This is a genomic window from Ilumatobacter sp. (assembly GCF_030065885.1).
Classification (GTDB): Bacteria; Actinomycetota; Acidimicrobiia; order Acidimicrobiales; family Ilumatobacteraceae; genus Ilumatobacter.
This window is the reverse complement of record NZ_JASJCS010000029.1, coordinates 26,167-45,693: the sequence shown is the minus strand read 5'-3', so window position 1 is coordinate 45,693 and position 19,527 is coordinate 26,167. Positions and strand designations below refer to the sequence as shown.

The window sequence follows — 19,527 nt, the reverse complement described above, 5'->3', positions numbered from 1 at the left end:
CGCTGACGGAACGACCGCCGAGCCCGGTCCGACGCTCGGCACGCGTCCGTGCGGGCGGCCGCGCCGGTGCCGTCACCTCCCGAACCGGCGCACGTACAGGCGCCGCACGACGCCGCGTTCGTCGTAGGTGCCCGGCCGGTAGCCGTGAGCCGACAGCACCGGGTCGAGCTCGTCGCCCGGCGGTGCCGGCGCCGGCATCCCGAGCAGGTGGATGGCGAGCCCGTCGACCTTCGTGACCCGTTCGACCTCTCGCAGCTCGGCATCGAGGCGCCATCCGATCGCCTGGCGGGTCATCAGCACGTCGGCGGTCGCGGCGGGGAGCGGGATCTGGTCGAGGCAGCCGTCGAGCACGAAGACGTTGCCGATGCCCTGGCGTGCGGCTCGCTCGCGCACGTGCCGACGCAGTGCCGCGACCGGCTCGACGGCGAACACGTGCCGCGCCGTCGGCGCCGCGAGGAACGTCAACCGCCCGGTGCCGGCTCCGGCGTCGACCACCACCTGGTCGTGCAGGTCGACACCGTGCCCTGCGGCGACGTCGGAGATGGCGGTCCAGCACGGATCGTGCGCCTCGTCGGGCTCGACGTCGAGGCGGTCGGGCGCACGCTGGTAGACGACCCAATCGGCGATCTCCCACATCAGCTCGTCCTCGCAGGCGGCCAACTCGTCCGGTCCGACCGGGCCGTGTTCGGCCGCGATGCGCCTCAGGAACTCCTCGATCGGCGGGCACCGGGCGACGAGGAAGCGCCGCAACCGGGGTCGGGCGTGCAGGACCGCGGCGAGCTCGCGGTCAGGTGCGCGGTCGGGCAGCTGCGCGACCTGATGGGCCTCGAGCAGGAACAGGTCGTCGGCCTCGGGATCGAGTCCCGGGAACTGCCCGCGCAACGTGTCGGCGTACCTCACCTCGAGCTCTCACGTCCGCCGCGGGTGCGCAGTTCCACCGTGGTCCTCCTCCGTGACGCGGCGCGGGCCTCGCGCGACGCAGTGCCCGTCACCGTCGGGCCGAGTCTCCCAGACGTCGAGCCCGATCGCTCGTGTCGGGACGCGCCAGGGGCCCGGTCCGACGACCGGGCCCCTGCCGTTCGATGATTCGGCGTCGTGCCGGATCAGAAGTTGAGGTCGATGTCCTGACTGTCGATGGTCACGAGCGCACCGTCCTGGAACTGTGCGATCGCGTACCGGCCGAACGTCGGGTCACCGCCGTCGTCGAGGTCGAGCGGACCGGCGACACCCTCGTAGTTGATGCCCTCACCGGCGTCGAGCGCGGCGACGCACTCCTCGTAGGTGCTGCAGGCGGTGTCGCCACCGTCGTCGCGGCTGACGGCGATCGCGGCCTCGTAGAGCGCCTGACCGTCGGTCGTGCCGGCCTGTGCGAACGCCAGCGACAGCATCATCATGCAGTCGTAACCCTGACCGCCGTAGATGAGGTTGCCGTCGGTGAGCGGGCTCAGACGGTCGTTGAAGTCCTTGCCGCCGGACGCACCGATCATGGTGAGACCGTCGAGGACGTTCGGGTTGCTCTCGTCGACGGCGGCGTTGAGCGCCGGGTCGAAGAGACCGTCCGGCACGTACATCGCCGATGCCGGGACGCCGGCCTCGAGCGCGGCCTGGATGATCGGGATGCCCTCGCCGAAGGCGATCAGCAGCACGCCGTCGGCGCCGACGGCGGCGATGTCCGAGACGACGGCGTCGGCGGCCGCATTCTCGGGATCGAACGTGACCACCGTGTTGGCGACGCCGAGCGCGGTGAGCTCGGAGGCGACCAGGTTGGCGAGCGCGTTGCCGTAGTCGTCGGCGCGAGCCGCGATGGCGACGTTGGTCAGGCCGTCACCGGCCATCACATCGGCGATGATCGGCGAGACGGCCTCATCCGGCGGGACCGCACGGAAGTAGAACGCCGCGTTCTCCTGGCCGGTGAAGGCCGGCGAGGTGTTGGACGCCGAGCACTGCGGGATCTGGTTGTCGAACAGGTTCTGGATGATCGACTGCGAGACGCCCGAGGCGGCCGCGCCCAGGATCGCGTTGGCACCCTCGCCGAGCAGGCGGTTGGCGGTCTCCTGCGCGACGTCGGGGTCGGTGCCCGAGTCACCGGTCAGGATCGTCACCGGCGCACCGGCGGCCGCGAGGTCTTCGCGTGCGAGCTCGACGGCCTGCAGCTGCGGCGGAGCGAGGAACGCGAGCGCGCCCGTCTCCGGCAGGATCGTGCCGATGATCAGCTCACCGGCGGCATCGTCGTCACCCGGGGCGTCGGGAAACTCGATGTCGTCGTAGGTGATGGTGAACGAGTCCCCGAAGTAGCGCGAGGAGATCTCCTCGAGCGTGCCGTCGGCCTTCATGCCATCGAGTGCGTGGTTGAACGCCGCGGTGAGCTCGCTGCCCGGCGTGAAGATGAAGCCGAGCTGGTCGGACGACAGCGAGTCGCCGATCAGCTGCACCTCGTCGGCGTTCGCACCGACGTAACCCTGGCCGGCGGTCTCGTCGATCACGGCGGCGCAGTTGTCGCCGGCGATGACCGACTGGACGACGAAGCCGAACTCCTCGAGCGCGACCACGCGGTCCTCGCCGAACGTGTCGATCGCGGTCTGCAGGTTGGTCGTGCCGACCTGGCTGGCGACCGAGCAGCCGTCGTCGATGACGTCCTGAATGCTCGTGAACGGGCTGTCGAGGCCGACCAGCAGGCGCTGCTCGATGGCGATGTAGCCGTCGGAGAAGTCGACGATCTGGGCGCGCTCCTCGGTGATGGTGATGCCGTCGGCGGCCATGTCGAACTGACCGTCGGCGACCGCCTGGATCATCGGCTCCCACGAGAACGTCTGGTAGTCGGGGACGCAGTTGAGGCGGTTGCAGATCTCGTCGATCGTCTCGTAGTCCCACCCGGTGGGCTCACCGGTCTCGGGGTCGAGGTAGTTGAACGGCAGGTAGGCGTTCTCGACGGCGACTGTGACGGTGCGACCGCCGAGGTCGAAGCCGTCGGCCATGTCGTCGCCCTCGTCCTCGGCCATGTCGTCGCCGTCGTCGTCGGGCGTGTCGCCCTCGTCGTCGGCCTCGGCTTCGGTCGTCTCGGACTCGTCGCCCGAGTCGTCGTCGTCATCACCGCATGCTGCGGCGACCAGGCCGAACGCCGCCAGTACGGCGACCGCTCGGATCGTGGACTTTCTCATCGTTGTATCCCTCCCCAGGATCGATCGGGTGGTGTCACGCCACCGGGAACCGGCCATCGGCCGGTTGCGACAGGTTACGGGGTGCAGGCGGCGCGGCCAAGGCATGGTGCGCGCCGGTGGCTCGGAGCGGACGCGCCCGGCCGTCGCACCTGGCCGTGACGGCGTCGCCGGCGCCGAGGCGTCAACCGCGATCGGCTCGGCGCAAGAAGCCCTGCAGCAGCGCCTGGAACGCCGTTTCGGCCTCGTCGTAGGTCTGGCGGAGCCGATCGACCGGCCAGCCCGCCGGCGTCAGCTCGACCGGCAGCAACGGCTCGCTGCGCAGGAAGCGGACGACGCTCGCCGACTCGACGAAGATCGCCGGGATCGAGCCGACGGTGGACCAGTCGACGGAACGACGGAGGTCATCGAGCCGCCCGGTCAGGCGGCGGGCGTCGGCCGCGATGGCCGGGAGGTCCCACAGCCGCGCGGCGAGCTCGTCGGCCGGGACACCGCTGAGCGATCCGGTCGTGACGATCCAGCCGGCCTCGACCGGGGGAGTGGGCAGGTTGGAGGGCCGCATCCAGATGTCGGGCCGGAGCTCGCCGAACCGGTGGTTGGCCATCCCGGTGCGGAACCGCCGCCGCTCGGTCACGTGGCGCTGGTCGGCGGCGACGATCACGCTGTGCCACTGCCGGTCCCAGGCCGCCTCGGGCGCTCGGCGACCGGCGTCCTGTGCGGTCTGCCGGGCGAGGAGCGACGGGCCCAACTCGTACCGGCCACCGTCGCCGACGAGCTCGCCGGTCGACACCATGCGGGAGAGCGCAGTCCGCATCGTGCCGGGGGCGATGCCGAAGAGATCGGCCAGCGCGACGAGGGCCCGCACGGGGAGCTCGGGAGGATGTGTGCCCAACAGCACCGACAGGGCCAGTGACCGGGCGTTGAGCGGTGCGGTGACCGTGACGGTCGACGGCCCGTCGCCCACGTCGCGCACGTCGCGCGTGCGCCCGGTGTTACCTATCTTGCTCATGACGAGCTTGCAGTGTAACATATCGTCATGGCCGTGATCGACCGACCGAGCTCGCCCCCGTCGCCGACCAACATGGTGCCGGGGCCCGACGCACTGCCCGACGTCCTGCCGACCGATCGACTCAACGAGCGGGCGAAGCCGGTTCGCGAGCTGCGCGACGAGCTGCGACGGATCCCCAACGGCCGCAACGCCGTGGCCGTCGTGTCGACGCTGCTGCAGTCGTTCGGTGTCGTGACCGCTGCGGCGGTGATCAACACGTGGTGGTCCTACCTGCTGGCGTTCGTCCTCATGGCGCGGGGCCACGTGTGCCTGAACATCCTGGCCCACGAGGCCGCCCACCGCTTGCTGTTCACCAACCGGCGCGCCAACGACCTGGTCGGGCGGTTCCTGATGGGCTACCCCTCGTACCAGGCGATGCTGGCCTACCGGCGCGCCCACTTCGCCCACCATCGTGACGAGATGGGCCCCGACGAGCCCGACGCGTCGCTCTACGCCGGCTACCCGATCCCGCGCGATTCGTGGCGGCGCAAGCTGACCCGCGACGCCGTCGGCATCAGCGCCTACAAGAACTTCAAGGTGCTGTTCAGGGCGATCCGCAAGCGCCGGGCCGAAGCGCTGCAGATCGTCGCGGTCCACCTGGTGATGATCGGTCTGTCGATCGCATTCATGCGACCGCTCGCCTACGTCGTCTGGATCGTGTCGTGGTCGACGGTGTGGCGCGTGTCGAACCGCCTTCGTGCGATCGCCGAGCACGGCGGTCTCATCCGCTCGCGCGACCGGCGCGAGACGACCCACGTCATCCGCCAGTCCCTCGTCGCCCGCTACTGGATGGTGCCCTACCACACGGGCTGGCACCTGGCACACCACGTCGACATGGGCGTGCCGTGGCGCAACCTGCCCAGGCTCCACGACGAGCTCGTGGCGAGCGGCTGGGTGACACCGGCAATTGAGTACCCGAGCTATCGCGCCTTCTGGAAGGCAGCGTCGTCGGGCAGCCGTGGCGGCCGGAGCGAACAAGCAGCGGCGACCAGCTTCCTTGCGTTCGACGACTGAGCCACCAGACCGGGCTGCGCGCCGATCAGCCGAGCCGGAAGCGGGAGCAGAGGCCACCGGTCAACCGCATCGCATCGCGGGGATGGGCCGAGCCCGAAGGGCTCGCAGTCTCGACGCGGCGGCGCATCGCGTCGATGCGGAGACGGCGAGTTCGGGAGGCGAGACAGCGCCAGCCGGCCTCGTTGGCGTCGTCGTCTCGATGGCGCCCCGCGAGGAGCGGAGCGGAGCGAGGCCCGCAGCTCGGAGGGTCGAGCGATCAGCTCGACCGCGGCGCAGCCCGATCGCTACGTGAGCAGGTCGGCGATCGCGACGAAGTGGAGCGCGGCGGCGAGCACGGTCAGCGCATGCCAGATCTCGTGGTAGCCGAACGACCGGGGCCACGGGTCGGGTCGGCGGTGGAACAAGATGAGCACCCCGACCCCGTAGGTCAGGCCACCCGTCACGATCAGGGCGAGCTGGCCCGCAGAGAGGTGGCGGATCAGCATCGGCAGGACGATGATGCCGGCGCCCCCCATGATCGGGTACAGCGCATAGCCGAGCCACTCGGTGCGCTCGAAGGCGAAGACCCGCAATCCGATGCCGGCGGCGGCGACGGCGGCAGCGGCGACCAGCACCGGGATCCCCCAGCTCCTCGGCAGCGCGACGAGGCAGAGCGGGGCGTAGGTGCCGGCGATCAAGATGTAGATCATCGAGTGGTCGACACGCTGCATGATCCGCTTCGACCGCTCGGTGCGGGTCAGCCGGTGATAAGCGGCCGACGAGCCGAACAGCAGCACGACCGCCCCGGCGAACAACGCCGCCGCGACGGTCGGGATCTTGCCGTCGGCCAGCGCGATGAGCGCGACGGCGGCGGGCAGCGACACGACGAACGCCCACACGTGCAGGCGGCCCCGCCACGTCGGGCGCTCGTGGATGGCGGTCGCGCCGCGCGTCCGACCATCGCGCAGCGTGTCGCTCGAAGTGGTGGTCACCGACATGCTGGTGTATCGGCGCGCGGAGGCGCCACCGTGAGGTCGGCCATCGATGGATCAGCCGAGGAGCTCGGCGACGTCCTTGACGACGAGGTAGACGAGGAAGCCGATGACCGTCGTGCCGAGCACGGTGTAGTGCCAGCGCTTCGAGTGATCTGCACGCCAGAACCGGCGGATGCTCATGACGATCGCCGTGATCGCGACGATGCTGATCGGCAGGCCGATCCACGGCCCGACACCGCTGGCGACGCCGATCGCCGGGAGGACGAACGGGAACACGATGTACATCAGCAGGCAGCGCACCGTGGCGACCAGGATCGAGGTCTGGAAGGCCTTCTGGGCATCGGCGGCCGAGGCCTGCGGGCCGTCGACGGGTAGCCGCAGCAGCCGCCGCATGAACCGGTCGGCGTCCGAGCGGGGTGGGCCGAGCGGCGGCGGGTCGCAGACGGTGTACTCCTCCGCGCCTGAGTCGATCGGCTGGGTGCTCATGGCTCGTGCAAACGGTACGGCTGTGGCACGAGCACCGCAACATCGGCGCGCGAGTGGTTCGCGTGAGGTTTCTGCGGCGATAGTGCGCAGCAACCTCACGCGTTCGAGGTCGTGGTGGGTTCGGGCGGATCAGCCGTCGTGCAGGCGGAACGGCTGCAGCACGAGCTCGGCCACCTCGGCCGGCGAGTCCGCCAGGGCCACCGCCCCGGCCTTCAGGAGCTCCTCGGTCGACCCGTAGCCCCAGGTCACGCCGATGCACACGATGCCGTGGTGGCGCGCTCCGTGGACGTCGTGGTCACGGTCGCCGACCATGATCACGTGATCGCCGAGATCGGGGTCGGCGTGGATCTCGAGCTCGCGCAGCGCGTGGTCGATGACCTGGGCCTTCGTGCGGCGCTCCGATGTCAGCGACGCGCCGGCGCGGACGTCGAACCGGTCGCTGATGCCGAAGTAGTCGAGGATCGGGTGGGCGGTCTGCTCGGGCTTGGCGGTGGCGATCGAGAGCGACAACCCGGCGTCGGCCATCGAGTCGAGCATCTCGAGGATGCCGTCGTAGAGCGTGTTCTCGAACGCACCGATCGTCTTGTACCGCTCGCGGTAGGTGTTGATCACCCTGACCAGGGCATCGTCGGGGATCCCGATCGACGGCAGGCCGATCTCGAACGGCGGTCCGATGACGGATCGCACCTCGTCGTCGCTCGGGACCGGGAACCCCTCTCGCTCGCACGCCCACTGCAGCGACCGCCGGATTCCGGGCTCGGAGTCGCTGAGCGTCCCGTCGAGGTCGAGCAGCACGTGCGTGCGCGTCACGCACGTTCCTCGGAGATCGCGGCGACGGACCACCTCGTGCCGGCCGTGGTCCCCGTCACGCGCACACCTTCTGGAGACGGCTCAGCGCCTCGGCGGTGCCGACGGCGATGATGACGTGGCGCGGTTCGATGACCGTGTCGGGACCTGGATTGGTGTTGAAGGCGCCTTCGGCGTCACGGAGCGCCAGCACGAGGATGCCCGCCCGTTGGCGGAGGTCGGCCTCGCGCAGGGATTGGCCGGCGACCGGCGACCGCTCGGGCACGTCGACCTCCTGGATGCGGAACGACGTCGACCGCTCGTGCATCACGACGTCGACGAACTCGGCGACGTTCGGCTGCGAAACGAACGACGCCATCCGCGCCGCGCCGAGCTCCTGCGGGTTGACGACGCGATCCGCTCCGGCGTTGGCGAGCTTGGCGACGCTCTCCTCCTGCCGGGCCCTCGCCACGATGAACAGGTCGGGGTTGATCGACTTGCTCGACAGCGTCACGAACAGGTTCTCGGCGTCTCCCTCGAGCGCCGCGACCAGCGCCGACGCCTTCTCGATCCCGGCGGCCCGCAGGGTCGTGTCGAGCGTGGCGTCGCCGACCACGCCCGGGTAGGCGATGTCGGAGATCAGATTGGCGTCCTGGTCGACGATGACGACGTCCTTGCCGGTCAGCGCCAGGTCGTGTGCGACACCTTTGCCGACGCGGCCGAAGCCGCACACGATGACGTGGTTGCGCATGTGGGCGATCCTCCTGTCGTTGCGGCGTCTGCCGACGAAATCCCTGAGCTGGCCCTCGACGACGACCTGCACGCCGAGGGTGAAGGTGTAGAGCGCGGTACCGACGCCGGACACGATGATGAACATCGTGAACAAGATGTGCGCGTCGGACATGTCCTCGCCGCCCACCTCGCGGTAACCGACCGTCGTGATCGTGATGATCGTCATGTACGCGGCGTCGAGCAGGTTCAGACCGAACATCGCGAACCCCGCCGTGCCGATCACGAACACCGTCAGCACCATGGCGATGCCGAGGCGCAGGCGACCGATCGTCGAGCTCACAGCCCGTCACCGTAGTGGCGGGGTTGCCGCAGCGACCGGGTTCGTCGATGCGTCTCGTCGGCCTCGCTCGGAGCGACCGTCGCGCGGAACCGGTTCGCCCAGGGCGTTCGGCCCTACCGGCGCCCCGCGGGCGGACGGATGATGAATTTCGTGAGCGCAGAGCCATCGGTCGAGGCCGTCCCCACTCGCGTCGATGCCAGCGAGGGCCATCTCGGCACGCGCATCGATCTCGACGGGGTGTCGCGCCGATACCACGTCGGCGACGTCGACGTGGTCGCCCTCGACGGGGTCGACCTCCATGTCGACGAGTCGGCGTTCGTGGTGATCCTCGGCCCGTCGGGCAGCGGCAAGACCACGCTGCTCAACCTGATCGGAGCGCTCGACTCACCCAGCGGCGGTACGGTCCGCGTCAACGGGATCGACCTCAGCCGTGCCAGCCAGATGGAACGGGCCCGGTTCCGGCGCGCCGCCGTCAGCTTCATCTTCCAGACGTTCAACCTGTTCCCGGCGTTGACCGCCCTCGAGAACGTCCAATTCGGCGCCGACGCCGCCGGCCGCGACGATGCCGCCGCGCGGGCGTTGGACGCGCTCGGCAAGGTCGGCCTCGCCGACCGCAGCCGGCACTTTCCGCACCAGCTCTCCGGCGGCGAGCAGCAGCGCGTCGCGATCGCCCGGGCGCTGGCCAGCGACAACCCCATCCTGCTCGCCGACGAGCCGACGGGCGAGCTCGACTTCCGCACCGGGGTGCAGATCCTGCAGGTGCTCGAGGCCCAGGCCCGGGACGGGATGACGGTGCTGGTGGTCACCCACAACCGGGAGATCTCGCGCATCGCCGACCGGGTGATCGAGCTCAGCAGCGGCCACATCGTCGCCGACGGCCCTCCGGAAGGCGGCAAGGCCGACATCGGCGACCTCCAGTGGTGACGACGGCATGGTGACGCGATGACCGGTCTCCTGTTCCGCCTGTCGCTGCGCGACCTCCGCCGCCACTGGGTGGCGGTGATCGCGATCGCGCTCGTGATCGCGATCGGCACCGGCGTCTTCGCCGGGTTGCGGAGCACGTCGACGTGGCGACTCGAGTCGAACGACACCAGCTTCGCCCAGACGGCGATCCACGACCTTCGCGCCGAGCTCAGCACCGGGACCTACGTCGAGGAGGGCACGCTGCTCGACGTGGTCGACGAGTTCGCGGCGGCCGACGCGGTCACCGCCGTCACCGAACGGCTGGTCGTCCCCAGCCAGCTCGACGCGTCGACGCCCGACGAGACGATCCTGGTGCAGGCGCGCATCGTCGGCATGCCGTTCGACGACCCCGGTTCTTCGCGGTTCGTCGACGCCCTCTGGCTGCGTGACGGATCGTTCCCCGACGGCTCCGAGATCGTCCTCGAGGCCAAGTTCGCCGACTTCTACGACCTGCCTCCGCAGGGCACCGTGACGATGGCGGGGGGTCGGGTCGTCGACTACGTCGGCCTCGGCGCCGGTCCGGAGGACTTCTACGTGACCGGACCGGAGGGGTCGATCTTCGCCCAGGGCGACTACGCGATCGTGTACACCTCGATCGAGTCAGCGCAGCAGCTCGCGGGTCGGCCCGGGGAGGTCAACGACGTGGTGTTGACCCTCGCCGAAGGAGCCGACCGCGATCGCATCGAGTCCCAGCTGCAGGCCGCGCTGGACGCGGCGCCGGGCGTGAGCGCCAGCGTGTCCGACCAGGACGACGTCGAGGCGTTCAGCGTGCTCTACGAGGACATCGAGAACGACGAACAGGTGTGGACGATGATCTCGATCCTCGTGCTGTTCGCCGCGGCGCTCGCCGCCTTCAACCTCGTCAGCCGCATCGTCGAGGCCCAGCGCCGCGAGATCGGGATCGGCATGGCGCTCGGCGTGGCTCGGCGCCGGCTCGCGATCCGCCCACTCATGGTCGGCGCCCAGATCGGGCTGCTCGGCACCATCGCGGGGATCGGCGTGGGACTCCTCCTCGGGTGGCTGATGAAGGGACTGTTCGAGTCGTTCCTGCCGCTGCCCGAGTGGCGGACCCCCTTCCAGTTCGGCGTCTACGTCTGGGCTGCGGTGCTCGGGTTCGGGATCCCCGTCGTGGCCGCGGCGCTGCCGGTGTGGCGGGCTGTCCGAGTCGAGCCGATCGAGGCGATTCGCACCGGCCATTTGACGGCCCGCTCCAGTCGGCTGACCGACTGGACCAACCGGCTTCGGCTGCCGGGGTCGAGCCTGTCCCACATGCCGATCCGCAACGTCCTCCGCACACCCCGACGGACGCTGCTCACCGCTGTGGGGGTGGGTGCGGCGATCACCGCACTCGTCGCCGTGCTCGGGATGCTCGACAGCTTCGGGCGCTCGATCGACCGCGGCGGCGACGAGGTGACCAAGGGCGACCCCGACCGTGTCCTCGTCACGCTCGACACGTTCTACCGCGCCGACGATCCGGTGGTGGGCGCGATCGCCGGCACGGACGCAGCCGGCCGGGTCGACCCGGGCCTCCGGATGGGCGCCGTGGCGCTCGGTCCCGACGGTGCCGACGGCGACATCGACCTGTTGCTCGAGATGCTCGACGTCGACGCCGCAGCGTGGACGCCGACGATCGTGGACGGTGCCGACGGCGACGGCGGCATCGTGTTGGCCCGCAAGGCCGCCGACGACCTCGGTGTCGCGCCCGGCGACACGGTCAGCATCCGGCACCTCGCGCTCGGGCCCGAGGGGCCGTTCCAGGAGGTCTCGGAGATCCGCGTCGACGGCATCCACCCGAACCCGATCCGCAACTTCGCCTTCGCCGACCTCTCGCTGGCCGAGCAGTTCGGGCTCAGCGGTCTCGTCAACCTCGTCAACGTCTATCCGGCGGGGGATGCCGGTCGGGGCGACGTCCAGGCGGCGGTGTTCGGTCTGGAGGGCGTGACGTCGGCGCAGGCCGTCGCTCGCTTCGCCGAGATCTTCGACGAGGCGCTCGCTCAGTTCGTGCCCATCCTCTTCGTCGTCGCCGGCTTCGTCCTCGTCCTCGCGATCCTGATCGCCTTCAACTCCAGTCGGATCACGGTGGAGGAGCGCCGCCGCGAGCACGCCACCATGCGAGCCTTCGGGTTGCCGGTGCGGTCGGTCATGGGGGTCGTCGTGAAGGAGAGCGTGGTGGTCGGCGTGTTCGCGACCGCGATCGGTCTCCTCGCCGGCGCGCTGATCCTCGAGTGGATGCTCGAGTCGCTGGCCGAGAACTCGCTGCCCGACCTCGGGATCAGCGTGTACCTCGCGCCGCAGACGCTCGTGATCGCACTCGTCGTGGGCGTGATCGCGGTGGCGGTCGCACCCCTGTTCCTCGTCCGCAGCCTGCGGAGGATGAACGTGCCCGACACGCTGCGCGTGATGGAGTGAGCACGGGCGACCGTCGGAGTGTGACGGCTCACATCACGCCGGCGGCGATCGCGAACGAGATCGCACCGAAGGACAGTCCGTCGGTGATCTCCCCGGCCAGCAGCAGCTCGCGCACCTCCACGCGGTCGATCCACTCGATCCGGGCCGCCTCGTTGCGGTCGTCGGGTTCACCGCGGTGCACGGCGTCGGTGGCGGTGAAGATGTGGAACGTCTGGTCGAGCAGCCCGTTCGCCGGGTGGAACGCACAGAGGGGCGTCAGCGCCTGCGGCTCCCAGCCCGACTCCTCGAGCGTTTCGCGTCGCGCGGCGTCCTGCGGTGACTCGCCGGGATCGATCCGGCCCGCCGGGATCTCCCAGCCCCAGGTGTCGGTGATGAACCGGTGCCGGTAGAGCAGCAGGACGCGATCGTCGTCGAGCACGATGGTGCCTGCCGCAGCGTGTGGCGTGCGGACGACGTGGTGGTCCACCTGCGTGCCGTCGGGCATCACGACGTCGGCGACGACCAGCCGCACCCACTCGCTGTCGTAGACGACCGACTCGCCGCGGTGTACCCACGTGCCGTCGGGCACCTCGGGCATCGCGGGTGGCCCGGGCCCGGCGGTCAGCTGCCGGCCGAGCGGATCGCCGCCCACACCTTCTCGGGCGTGCACGGCATGTCGATGTGGCGGACACCGAGGTGGCTGAGCGCGTCGACGACCGCCGAGTGCACGGCCGGCGTCGATCCGATCGTGCCGGACTCGCCGATGCCCTTGGCGCCCAGCGGGTTGACCGGTGTGGCGGTCTCCATCGGCACCCGCTCGATCTGGGGGAGCAGGTCCATCGAGATCATGGCGTAGTCGGCGAGGTTCGACGTGATCGGGTTGCCGTCGTCGTCGTAGCGGACCTCCTCGTACAGCGCCTGCGCCGTCCCCTGCGCGATACCGCCGTGCACCTGCCCGGCGAGCAACATCGGGTTGAGCATGGTGCCGGCGTCGTCGCACGCGATGTGGCGCTGGTGCTCGACCTCGCCCGTCTCGGTGTCGACCTCGACCACTGCGACGTGGGCGCCGAACGGGTAGGTCGGCATCGACGCCTTGAACAGGTGCTCCTCGACGAGTTCGTCGCTCGCCTCGGCACCCAGGTCGGCCCAGGTCTTCGCGACGGCCGGCGCACCCGCGACGTGGAACGATCCGGTCGAGGTGTCGAGCACGATGTCGGCGACGTCGGCCTCGAGCAGGCGGGCGGCCACGGACTTCCCCTTCTCGACGAGACCGATCGCGGCCTCGTTGACGGCGACGCCGCCCTGCTGCAGCGAACGGGACCCCATCGTGCCCAGGCCGACAGGGGTGAGGTCGGTGTCACCCCAGACGAGCGTGAAGTCGTCGATGTCGATGCCGGTCTGGGCGCTGGCGATCATCGACCACGAGGTGTCGTGACCCTGGCCGTGCGGCGAGGTGCCGGTGTAGATCGTGCCGGTGCCGTCGTCGTGGATCTCGATCTTGGCCGCCTCGCTCATCGGCGGAATGCCGCCGGTGATCTCGACGTACACGCTGACGCCGATGCCGAGTTGCTTCGTGTCGCCCGCCTCGCGGCGACGGGCCTGCTCGGCCCGGAGTCCGGCGTAGTCGGCCTGCTCGAGCGCCCTGTCGAGGCTGGCCTCGAAGTCGCCGCAGTCGTAGGCCTGACCCATCGGCGTCGTGTAGGGCTCGGTGAACTTCGGCACGAGGTTCATGCGACGGACGTCGACCGGGTCCTTGCCGATCTCCAACGCGAACAGGTCCATGGCGCGCTCGGCGGCGGCCGTGGCCTCGGGCCGGCCGGCGCCGCGGTATGCGACGATGGGATTGGTGTTGGTCGCCACCGAGATGCAGTGGCACTCGACGTTGGGCGTGTCGTACACCGCCGAGGCCATGCCGCGCGTGAACAGCGCACCCAGGATCGTGCCGATCTCGCAGAAGCCGCCGGCGTCCTGGTAGAGCTCGAGCCGGAGGTGCGTGACCTTGCCGTCGCGCGTGCCGCCGGCCGTGATCTTCTGCAGCTGGGCGCGACCGTGACCGAGGTTCATCATCGACTCGCTGCGGGTCTCGCGGAAGCGGACCGGGCGGCCGACCTCACGTGCCAGCACCCCCATCAGCAGCTCCTCGGAGTAGCACCCGATCTTGGCGCCGAAGCCGCCGCCCACGTCGGGCGTCATGATGTGGACCTGCTCGGCCTCGACGCCGCACGCTCCGGCGATCGGCTCGACCGAACCCTGGGCGTGCTGGGTGGACAGCCAGATGTCGAGGCGGCCGTCGACCCAGGCCGCGGCCGCTGCGCGGGGCTCGAGCGGGCACGGAGCGACGCGCTGGTTCATCACGGTCTCGGAGACGACGACCTCGCAGTCCTCGAAGAACTCGGGCCCCGTGTTGGCGGCGCCGCCCATCATCGTCGAGTCGAACACCGCGTTGCTGCCGGCGTCGGGGTAGATGTGGACATCGCTCGCCAGCGACGCCTCCAGGTCGATCAGGGCGGGCAGCTGGTCGATGTCGGCGTAGATCGCCTGGGCCGCGTCGGTGGCCTGCTCGTACGTCTCGGCGAGCACGGCGGCGATCGGTTCGCCGACCCAGCGCACCTTGCCGCTGGCGAGCAGCGTGCGGGCCACGGTCGGGTTGAAGCCCGACGGCGTCGGCTCGAGACCGAGGCTCTCGGCGGTGTAGACACCCACGACGCCGGGCATGCCGACCGCGTCGTCGATGTCGATGGAGTTGATCGTGCCGTGGGCGACGGCCGAGCGTGCGAACACGACGTGGAGCGCGCCGGCGAGCCGTTCGTCGTCGAAGTCGTCCGTGTAGACGCCGCCCGTGGTCAGGAACTTCGGGTCCTCCTTGCGGAGCACCTTCTCTCCGAGCACGCTTCCTGCCACCTGTGAACCCCCTGGTCGAACTACCGGTCAGCGACTGTCGGCACCTTAGCGAGCGGGCCGACCGGGTGCGGTAGCCAGCTCGGGTCGATCGGGCCGGCTCCGGTGCCCGCCGGTTCGGTCAGGGCGTGGGTGCTGGCGCCGGCTCGTCGGGCGGGTTGGAACGGAGCTCGACGATGTCGCTCACCAGGCTGTACGGCCACCCGTCGGGCAGGTCGGTCGGTACGGGCGGCAGGTCGAGCAGCGATTCGCGGCGCTCGCCGGCCTCGACGAAGCCCAGCTCCTCGCGGGCCGCCTCGCGCACGCCGTCCGGGGTGGCGAGCCGTTCGACCTCACGCCGGAGGTCCTCGTTGACGGTCTCGAGCTGCTCGAGCTGATCGCTGCGCTGCTCGATGCGCTCGTCCTGACCGAAGTAGGTCTGGATCGGCAGCAGGAACAGCGCGGCCGCGAGCGCACCGGCGATCCCGACCGCGACCAGCGCCAGCAGCACGTTCGAGCGTCGCCGGCGGGCGATGCGGCGGTCGATGCGGATGGGCCGGCTGAGATCACCCAGCCGGCTCCGGTTGCGGTCCGAGGCGCGCGGGGGTGTCTCGGGTCGCTTGACGGTCGACGTGCCCTTGCCGCTCACGAGAATCAAGTGTGGCAGGGCGCACGAAGGAGGTGGTGACACTCACGCGCCGCAACGTGCCTGGCACCAGCAGACGCAAGCGCGTCGCACGGCGCAACTGTCACCACCGTTCGCCGCAACACGTCAATGCGCGAGTTGTCCCTGGCACCGGCAGACGCAAGCGGGTCGCGCCCCGCAACTGTGACCACCGCTCGCGGTGGGTGCGCTCAACGCGGCGCGAGGGCGGCCCGTCCGCGGAACGCGGCGGCCTCGCCGAGCTCGGCCTCGATGCGGAGCAGCTGGTTGTACTTCGCGACCCGGTCGGAACGCGCTGGCGCCCCGGTCTTGATCTGACCGCAGTTCGTGGCGACCGCGAGGTCGGCGATGGTGGCATCCTCGGTCTCACCCGAGCGGTGGCTCATGACGGCGGTGTAGGAGTGCCGCGTCGCCAGCTCGACGGTGTCGAGCGTCTCGGTGAGCGAGCCGATCTGGTTGACCTTCACGAGGATCGAGTTGGCGACGGTCTGGTCGATGCCCATCTGCAGTCGCCGGCTGTTCGTGACGAAGAGGTCGTCGCCGACGAGCTGGCAACGGTCGGCCACGGCGGCGGTGAGCTGTGCCCAGCCCGCCCAGTCGTCCTCTTGCATGCCATCCTCGATCGAGACGACCGGATAGGTGTCGACGATGCGGGTCCAGTAGGCGGCCATCTCGTCGGCCGACAGCACCTTGCCCTCGCCCTCGAGGTGGTAGGCGCCGTCGCGGTAGATCTCACTCACAGCGGGGTCGAGCGCGATCGCGATGTCGTCGCCGGGGGAGAAGCCGGCCGCTTCGATCGCCTCGATGAGCAGCTTGATCGCGTCCTCGTTCGAATCGAGGTCGGGTGCGAAGCCGCCCTCGTCGCCGACGGCGGTGGCGAGGCCCTTGTCGTGCAGCACCCCCTTGAGCACGTGGTACGTCTGCGTGCCCCAGCGCAGTGCCTCGCTGAACGACGGGGCGCCGACCGGCATGATCATGAACTCCTGGAAGTCGACCGAGTTGTCGGCGTGTACGCCGCCGTTGAGCACGTTCATCATCGGCACCGGCAGCACATGGGCGTTGGTGCCGCCGACGTGCCGGTAGAGCGGCACCTCGAGGTCCGCCGCAGCGGCCTTGGCCACCGCCAGGCTCGCGCCGAGGATGGCGTTCGCGCCGATACGACCCTTGTTGTCGGTGCCGTCGAGCGCGAGCAACTCGGCATCGACGGCACGCTGGTCGAGCGCGTCGAAGCCGTCGAGCACGCCGGCGATCTCGCCGTTGACGAACCCGACAGCCGTCTGGACGCCCTTGCCCATGAACCGATCGCCGCCGTCGCGGAGCTCGACGGCCTCGTGCTCGCCGGTGCTGGCACCGCTCGGCACCGCGGCACGGCCGGCGGCGCCGGAGTCGAGGATCACGTCGACCTCGACGGTGGGATTGCCGCGGGAGTCGAGGATCTCGCGGCCGGCAACATGAACGATCTCACTCATGCGCGCCACCGTACCCGTGCGGGGGCGGCCAACGGCAGGGCCGAACGTCTCGTACTCAGCAGCATGGAGCCCGCTCGCACAGACGCCCATCTCGCCGGCCGACCGCGTCGTCTCACCGAAGTGGGCGAGCATCGAAGCGGAGCGGAGATGGCGAGCTCGGGAGGCGAAGCAGCGCCTGTCGCCAACGGCGATCGCGCCGCGACGGTCGCGCCCGGCGAGGAGCGCAGCGGGAGCGAGCACCGAGCTCGGCAGGCGTCGAGCTACCAGCTCGACCGCGGCGAAGTCCGATCGACACGGCACCGCGGCTCGGCAGGTGTCGAGCCGCTAGCTCGACCGCGGCGGACTCCGGTCGGTCGTGATGGCGATCTCGCCGGTCACGTCGGAGACGACGCGCTCGTCGGGGGCTGCTTCCAGCATCGCGGTGTAGTCGGCGAGCGCCTCCTGCAGCTTGACCTCGCGTCCCAGCCGCTCGCTCATGTACCAACGGTGCTCGAGGAGATGATGGAAGATCTCGGCGGCCTCGAGTCGCCCGAGGAGCTGCGGCGGGATCGCTGCGATGGTCGGCTCGAACACCCGGTCGAGCCACCGCACGGCCGCGACGTTGAACGGGATCGGACGGTCGGACTCGGCCTGGAGCCAGGCGCCGTAGCTCTTGATGTCGTCGAGCATGCGGCGCGCCTGGTTCTCGCCGGCGATCAGGCCCGTCAGATTGGCCAGCCGCTCGGCGTGGTACCCGTGCTCGACGACCGTCGGCACGTAGCGGAGCGACGAGCCGTCCTCGTTGCTGATGACCTCCATCTCGTCGACGTCGAACCCGAGGTCGTGCAGCCGGTCGAGCCGCTGCCGGATCGGCATCACGTCCCCGAGTGCCGCCGTCGACTCGGCGTGGAGCTCGTTCCAGAGCGCGTTGTAGCGGTCTTCGATGGCGAGTGCGAACGGGATCGGGTCGATCTCGTCGGCCAGCCGGCCTGCGGCCTGGAGGTCCATCAGGCCCCCGGCGACGTTGTCGGTCGCGATCATGATGTCCATCGACCGCTGGCCGTCGGTGAGCTCGTCGTGGCGCTCGGCCGTCTCGACATCGATGATGTACGCCTGCAGTGCCCCTGCGTCGCGCCGGAACAGGGCGTTCGACAGCGAGCAGTCGCCCCAGTAGATCCCCTCGAGGTGGATGCGTACCAGCAGCACGACGAGGGCGTCGAGGAGCCGGTCGCCGAGGTACGGGATCTCGAGCCCGCGTCCCATCAGCAGCGAGCGATAGGGGAGTGCGTAGTCGAGATGACGGGTGACGATCATCCCGTCACCCGCCGACCGGTTGGTCACCACGGCGACCATCTCGGCGGTCGGAAGCCCGTCCTCGTCGATCTCGCGAAGCAAGCGGTACTCGTGGAGCGCAAGGCGGTCGGGCAGCTCCTTGACGACGTAGGAGACACCTTCGAATTCGATCAGCTTGACGACGTGCCGGTGCAGGCCGAGCACCTCGTGCACGTTCGACATGTCCCAGGTCTCGAGGGGTTCGCGAAAGGGGAGGTCGGCGATCGCGGCGTGTTCGGCTGGGTGGGCGACCTGGACCCGCATGGCCGTCAGTGTGCCAGCCTTCCGACCGGGCCGCCGCTCGTTCGGCACAAACTCAAGAAACCGTTCAAGCCCGGACCGATGCGCGACGATGAGAGGAGTGTGGGAGTGGAAGATCTGATGGTCGCGGACGGGCCGGCACACGCCGGCGCGTCGACGCCCGGGAAAGACGACGCGCGCAGCTCGATCACGCGGACCACGATCACGCCGGCGCCCGGATCCGAGGCCCCTGCGGAGGCGGCGACGGCCGAGGCCAAGCGTTCGTGGCTCGATCGGCTGCGGCCGGCGACGCACGGCGAGCTCGCCGCTGCCCAGGAGCCCTACGGCGCCGCCAGCATCCTCCGGTTCACCATGGCCACGATGCTGGCCATCCTGTGCCTCCTGACCGTCGGTGGTGCGATCCTGATGCTGCTGCTCTGGCAGCAGGAGCGTGCATCGGGCGTCCTGACGAGCCAGCTCGATCGCACCTGGGATCTCTTCGACATGCTCCGCCAGATCGAGCGCTGGCTCGCCCTGGCGACGATTCCCGTCGCCGTGGCGTGGATCGCTGTCGCCACGGTCAACGTGCGGCGCGGCACCGGGCAGCGTCGCAGCCCGATCGTCGCAGCCCTGAGCCTGCCCTTCGGACTGTTGGGGATCTGGATCGTCGGCTCAGAGATCGTCGCCGAGGCCGACGACGCGCTGGGCGAGGGCGCCGGTTTCGTCCTGCAGGCGATCTTCATCGCCGTCCCCCTCATCATGCTCGAGCGGGTGACGAGCGCGGCCGAGGCCAAGCACCGCCCGCTGCGTGTCGCGGCGATGATCTCGGTCTGCTTCCTCGCACAACTGCAGTTCCTCGGTGGCCTGTCGACCATCGACCAGACGAGTGGGTCCGACGAGTGGGGGCGCCTCGGTGCGTACATGGTGATCGGTGGCCTCCTCCAGGTGCTGGGCGCGCTGGCGGTCAACGAGGCCGCTCGGTCGATCGAGGACGGCACGCAACACCGCTACACGCTCCGCAACCGGTTCGGCGAGTCGCTGCTCGCCGAGGCCGAACGCTGACGACGGCTCGTCGGCGCG

16 protein-coding genes are annotated in these 19,527 nt (G+C 70.0%); 4 read left to right on the top strand and 12 right to left on the bottom strand.

Features of this window, described 5'->3' with window-relative positions; genetic code table 11:
- Positions 1–72: 72 nt before the first annotated feature.
- The 3 genes from QNJ12_RS08755 to QNJ12_RS08745 form a co-directional block, all read right to left on the bottom strand.
- Complete coding sequence (locus QNJ12_RS08755) at positions 73–900, bottom strand: methyltransferase domain-containing protein (RefSeq protein ID WP_300621719.1); 828 nt, start codon at positions 898–900, stop codon at positions 73–75.
- 203 nt (positions 901–1,103) lie between these two features.
- Positions 1,104–3,158 (bottom strand): transporter substrate-binding domain-containing protein, encoded by a 2,055-nt coding sequence (locus QNJ12_RS08750; RefSeq protein WP_300621717.1) that lies wholly within the window; start codon positions 3,156–3,158, stop codon positions 1,104–1,106.
- A 181-nt stretch (positions 3,159–3,339) separates the two neighbouring features.
- Entirely contained in the window at positions 3,340–4,164 is an 825-nt protein-coding gene (locus QNJ12_RS08745; protein ID WP_300621714.1) for a PaaX family transcriptional regulator C-terminal domain-containing protein, read from the bottom strand.
- A gap of 27 nt (positions 4,165–4,191) precedes the next feature.
- Here QNJ12_RS08745 and QNJ12_RS08740 point away from each other — a divergent pair, with 27 nt between their 5' ends.
- Positions 4,192–5,217 carry a fatty acid desaturase gene (locus tag QNJ12_RS08740; RefSeq protein ID WP_300621710.1) on the top strand — a complete coding sequence of 342 codons (1,026 nt, stop codon included), beginning with the start codon at positions 4,192–4,194 and terminating at the stop codon, positions 5,215–5,217.
- A gap of 284 nt (positions 5,218–5,501) precedes the next feature.
- Here the strand turns inward: QNJ12_RS08740 and QNJ12_RS08735 are convergent, their stop codons facing one another.
- The 4 genes from QNJ12_RS08735 to QNJ12_RS08720 form a co-directional block, all read right to left on the bottom strand.
- Positions 5,502–6,188: a hemolysin III family protein gene (locus QNJ12_RS08735; protein ID WP_300621707.1), complete on the bottom strand. Its 687-nt coding sequence runs from the start codon at positions 6,186–6,188 to the stop codon at positions 5,502–5,504.
- Between the two features lie 57 nt (positions 6,189–6,245).
- On the bottom strand, positions 6,246–6,677 hold the full coding sequence (locus tag QNJ12_RS08730) for a hypothetical protein (RefSeq protein ID WP_300621704.1): 432 nt from the start codon (positions 6,675–6,677) through the stop codon (positions 6,246–6,248).
- Between the two features lie 129 nt (positions 6,678–6,806).
- Entirely contained in the window at positions 6,807–7,487 is a 681-nt protein-coding gene (locus QNJ12_RS08725; protein WP_300621701.1) for an HAD hydrolase-like protein, read from the bottom strand.
- Positions 7,488–7,542: 55 nt separating this feature from the next.
- Positions 7,543–8,535, bottom strand: coding sequence for a TrkA family potassium uptake protein (locus QNJ12_RS08720; protein ID WP_300621699.1), 993 nt, complete (start codon positions 8,533–8,535; stop codon positions 7,543–7,545).
- A 150-nt stretch (positions 8,536–8,685) separates the two neighbouring features.
- Here QNJ12_RS08720 and QNJ12_RS08715 point away from each other — a divergent pair, with 150 nt between their 5' ends.
- Both QNJ12_RS08715 and QNJ12_RS08710 read left to right on the top strand, forming a co-directional pair.
- Positions 8,686–9,459 carry an ABC transporter ATP-binding protein gene (locus tag QNJ12_RS08715; RefSeq protein ID WP_300621696.1) on the top strand — a complete coding sequence of 258 codons (774 nt, stop codon included), beginning with the start codon at positions 8,686–8,688 and terminating at the stop codon, positions 9,457–9,459.
- An 18-nt stretch (positions 9,460–9,477) separates the two neighbouring features.
- Positions 9,478–11,907, top strand: a complete 2,430-nt coding sequence (locus QNJ12_RS08710; RefSeq protein ID WP_300621694.1) for an FtsX-like permease family protein — start codon at positions 9,478–9,480, stop codon at positions 11,905–11,907.
- Between the two features lie 28 nt (positions 11,908–11,935).
- Here the strand turns inward: QNJ12_RS08710 and QNJ12_RS08705 are convergent, their stop codons facing one another.
- The 5 genes from QNJ12_RS08705 to QNJ12_RS08685 form a co-directional block, all read right to left on the bottom strand.
- Positions 11,936–12,556, bottom strand: a complete 621-nt coding sequence (locus QNJ12_RS08705) for an NUDIX hydrolase (RefSeq protein ID WP_300621692.1) — start codon at positions 12,554–12,556, stop codon at positions 11,936–11,938.
- Positions 12,508–14,775 (bottom strand): xanthine dehydrogenase family protein molybdopterin-binding subunit, encoded by a 2,268-nt coding sequence (locus QNJ12_RS08700; RefSeq protein WP_300621690.1) that lies wholly within the window; start codon positions 14,773–14,775, stop codon positions 12,508–12,510. The genes QNJ12_RS08705 and QNJ12_RS08700 overlap by 49 nt, the downstream gene beginning before the upstream one ends.
- 130 nt (positions 14,776–14,905) lie before the next feature.
- On the bottom strand, positions 14,906–15,412 hold the full coding sequence (locus tag QNJ12_RS08695) for a septum formation initiator family protein (RefSeq protein WP_300621687.1): 507 nt from the start codon (positions 15,410–15,412) through the stop codon (positions 14,906–14,908).
- A 206-nt stretch (positions 15,413–15,618) separates the two neighbouring features.
- A complete protein-coding gene (gene eno, locus QNJ12_RS08690) occupies positions 15,619–16,896 on the bottom strand; it encodes a phosphopyruvate hydratase (RefSeq protein WP_300621682.1) in 1,278 nt (425 codons plus the stop codon).
- A gap of 324 nt (positions 16,897–17,220) precedes the next feature.
- Positions 17,221–18,471, bottom strand: a complete 1,251-nt coding sequence (locus QNJ12_RS08685) for a DUF4032 domain-containing protein (protein WP_300621679.1) — start codon at positions 18,469–18,471, stop codon at positions 17,221–17,223.
- Between the two features lie 99 nt (positions 18,472–18,570).
- Between QNJ12_RS08685 and QNJ12_RS08680 the strand changes: the two genes are divergently transcribed.
- Positions 18,571–19,509, top strand: a complete 939-nt coding sequence (locus tag QNJ12_RS08680) for a hypothetical protein (protein ID WP_300621676.1) — start codon at positions 18,571–18,573, stop codon at positions 19,507–19,509.
- The last annotated feature ends 18 nt before the right edge of the window (positions 19,510–19,527 follow it).

Coding starts and splice junctions, on each gene's coding strand:
- QNJ12_RS08685 (WP_300621679.1), bottom strand. CDS start 18,471: ATGCGGGTCCAGGTCGCCCACCCAGCCGAACACGCCGCGATCGCCGAC.
- QNJ12_RS08710 (WP_300621694.1), top strand. CDS start 9,478: ATGACCGGTCTCCTGTTCCGCCTGTCGCTGCGCGACCTCCGCCGCCAC.
- QNJ12_RS08730 (WP_300621704.1), bottom strand. CDS start 6,677: ATGAGCACCCAGCCGATCGACTCAGGCGCGGAGGAGTACACCGTCTGC.
- eno (WP_300621682.1), bottom strand. CDS start 16,896: ATGAGTGAGATCGTTCATGTTGCCGGCCGCGAGATCCTCGACTCCCGC.
- QNJ12_RS08750 (WP_300621717.1), bottom strand. CDS start 3,158: ATGAGAAAGTCCACGATCCGAGCGGTCGCCGTACTGGCGGCGTTCGGC.
- QNJ12_RS08740 (WP_300621710.1), top strand. CDS start 4,192: ATGGCCGTGATCGACCGACCGAGCTCGCCCCCGTCGCCGACCAACATG.
- QNJ12_RS08745 (WP_300621714.1), bottom strand. CDS start 4,164: ATGAGCAAGATAGGTAACACCGGGCGCACGCGCGACGTGCGCGACGTG.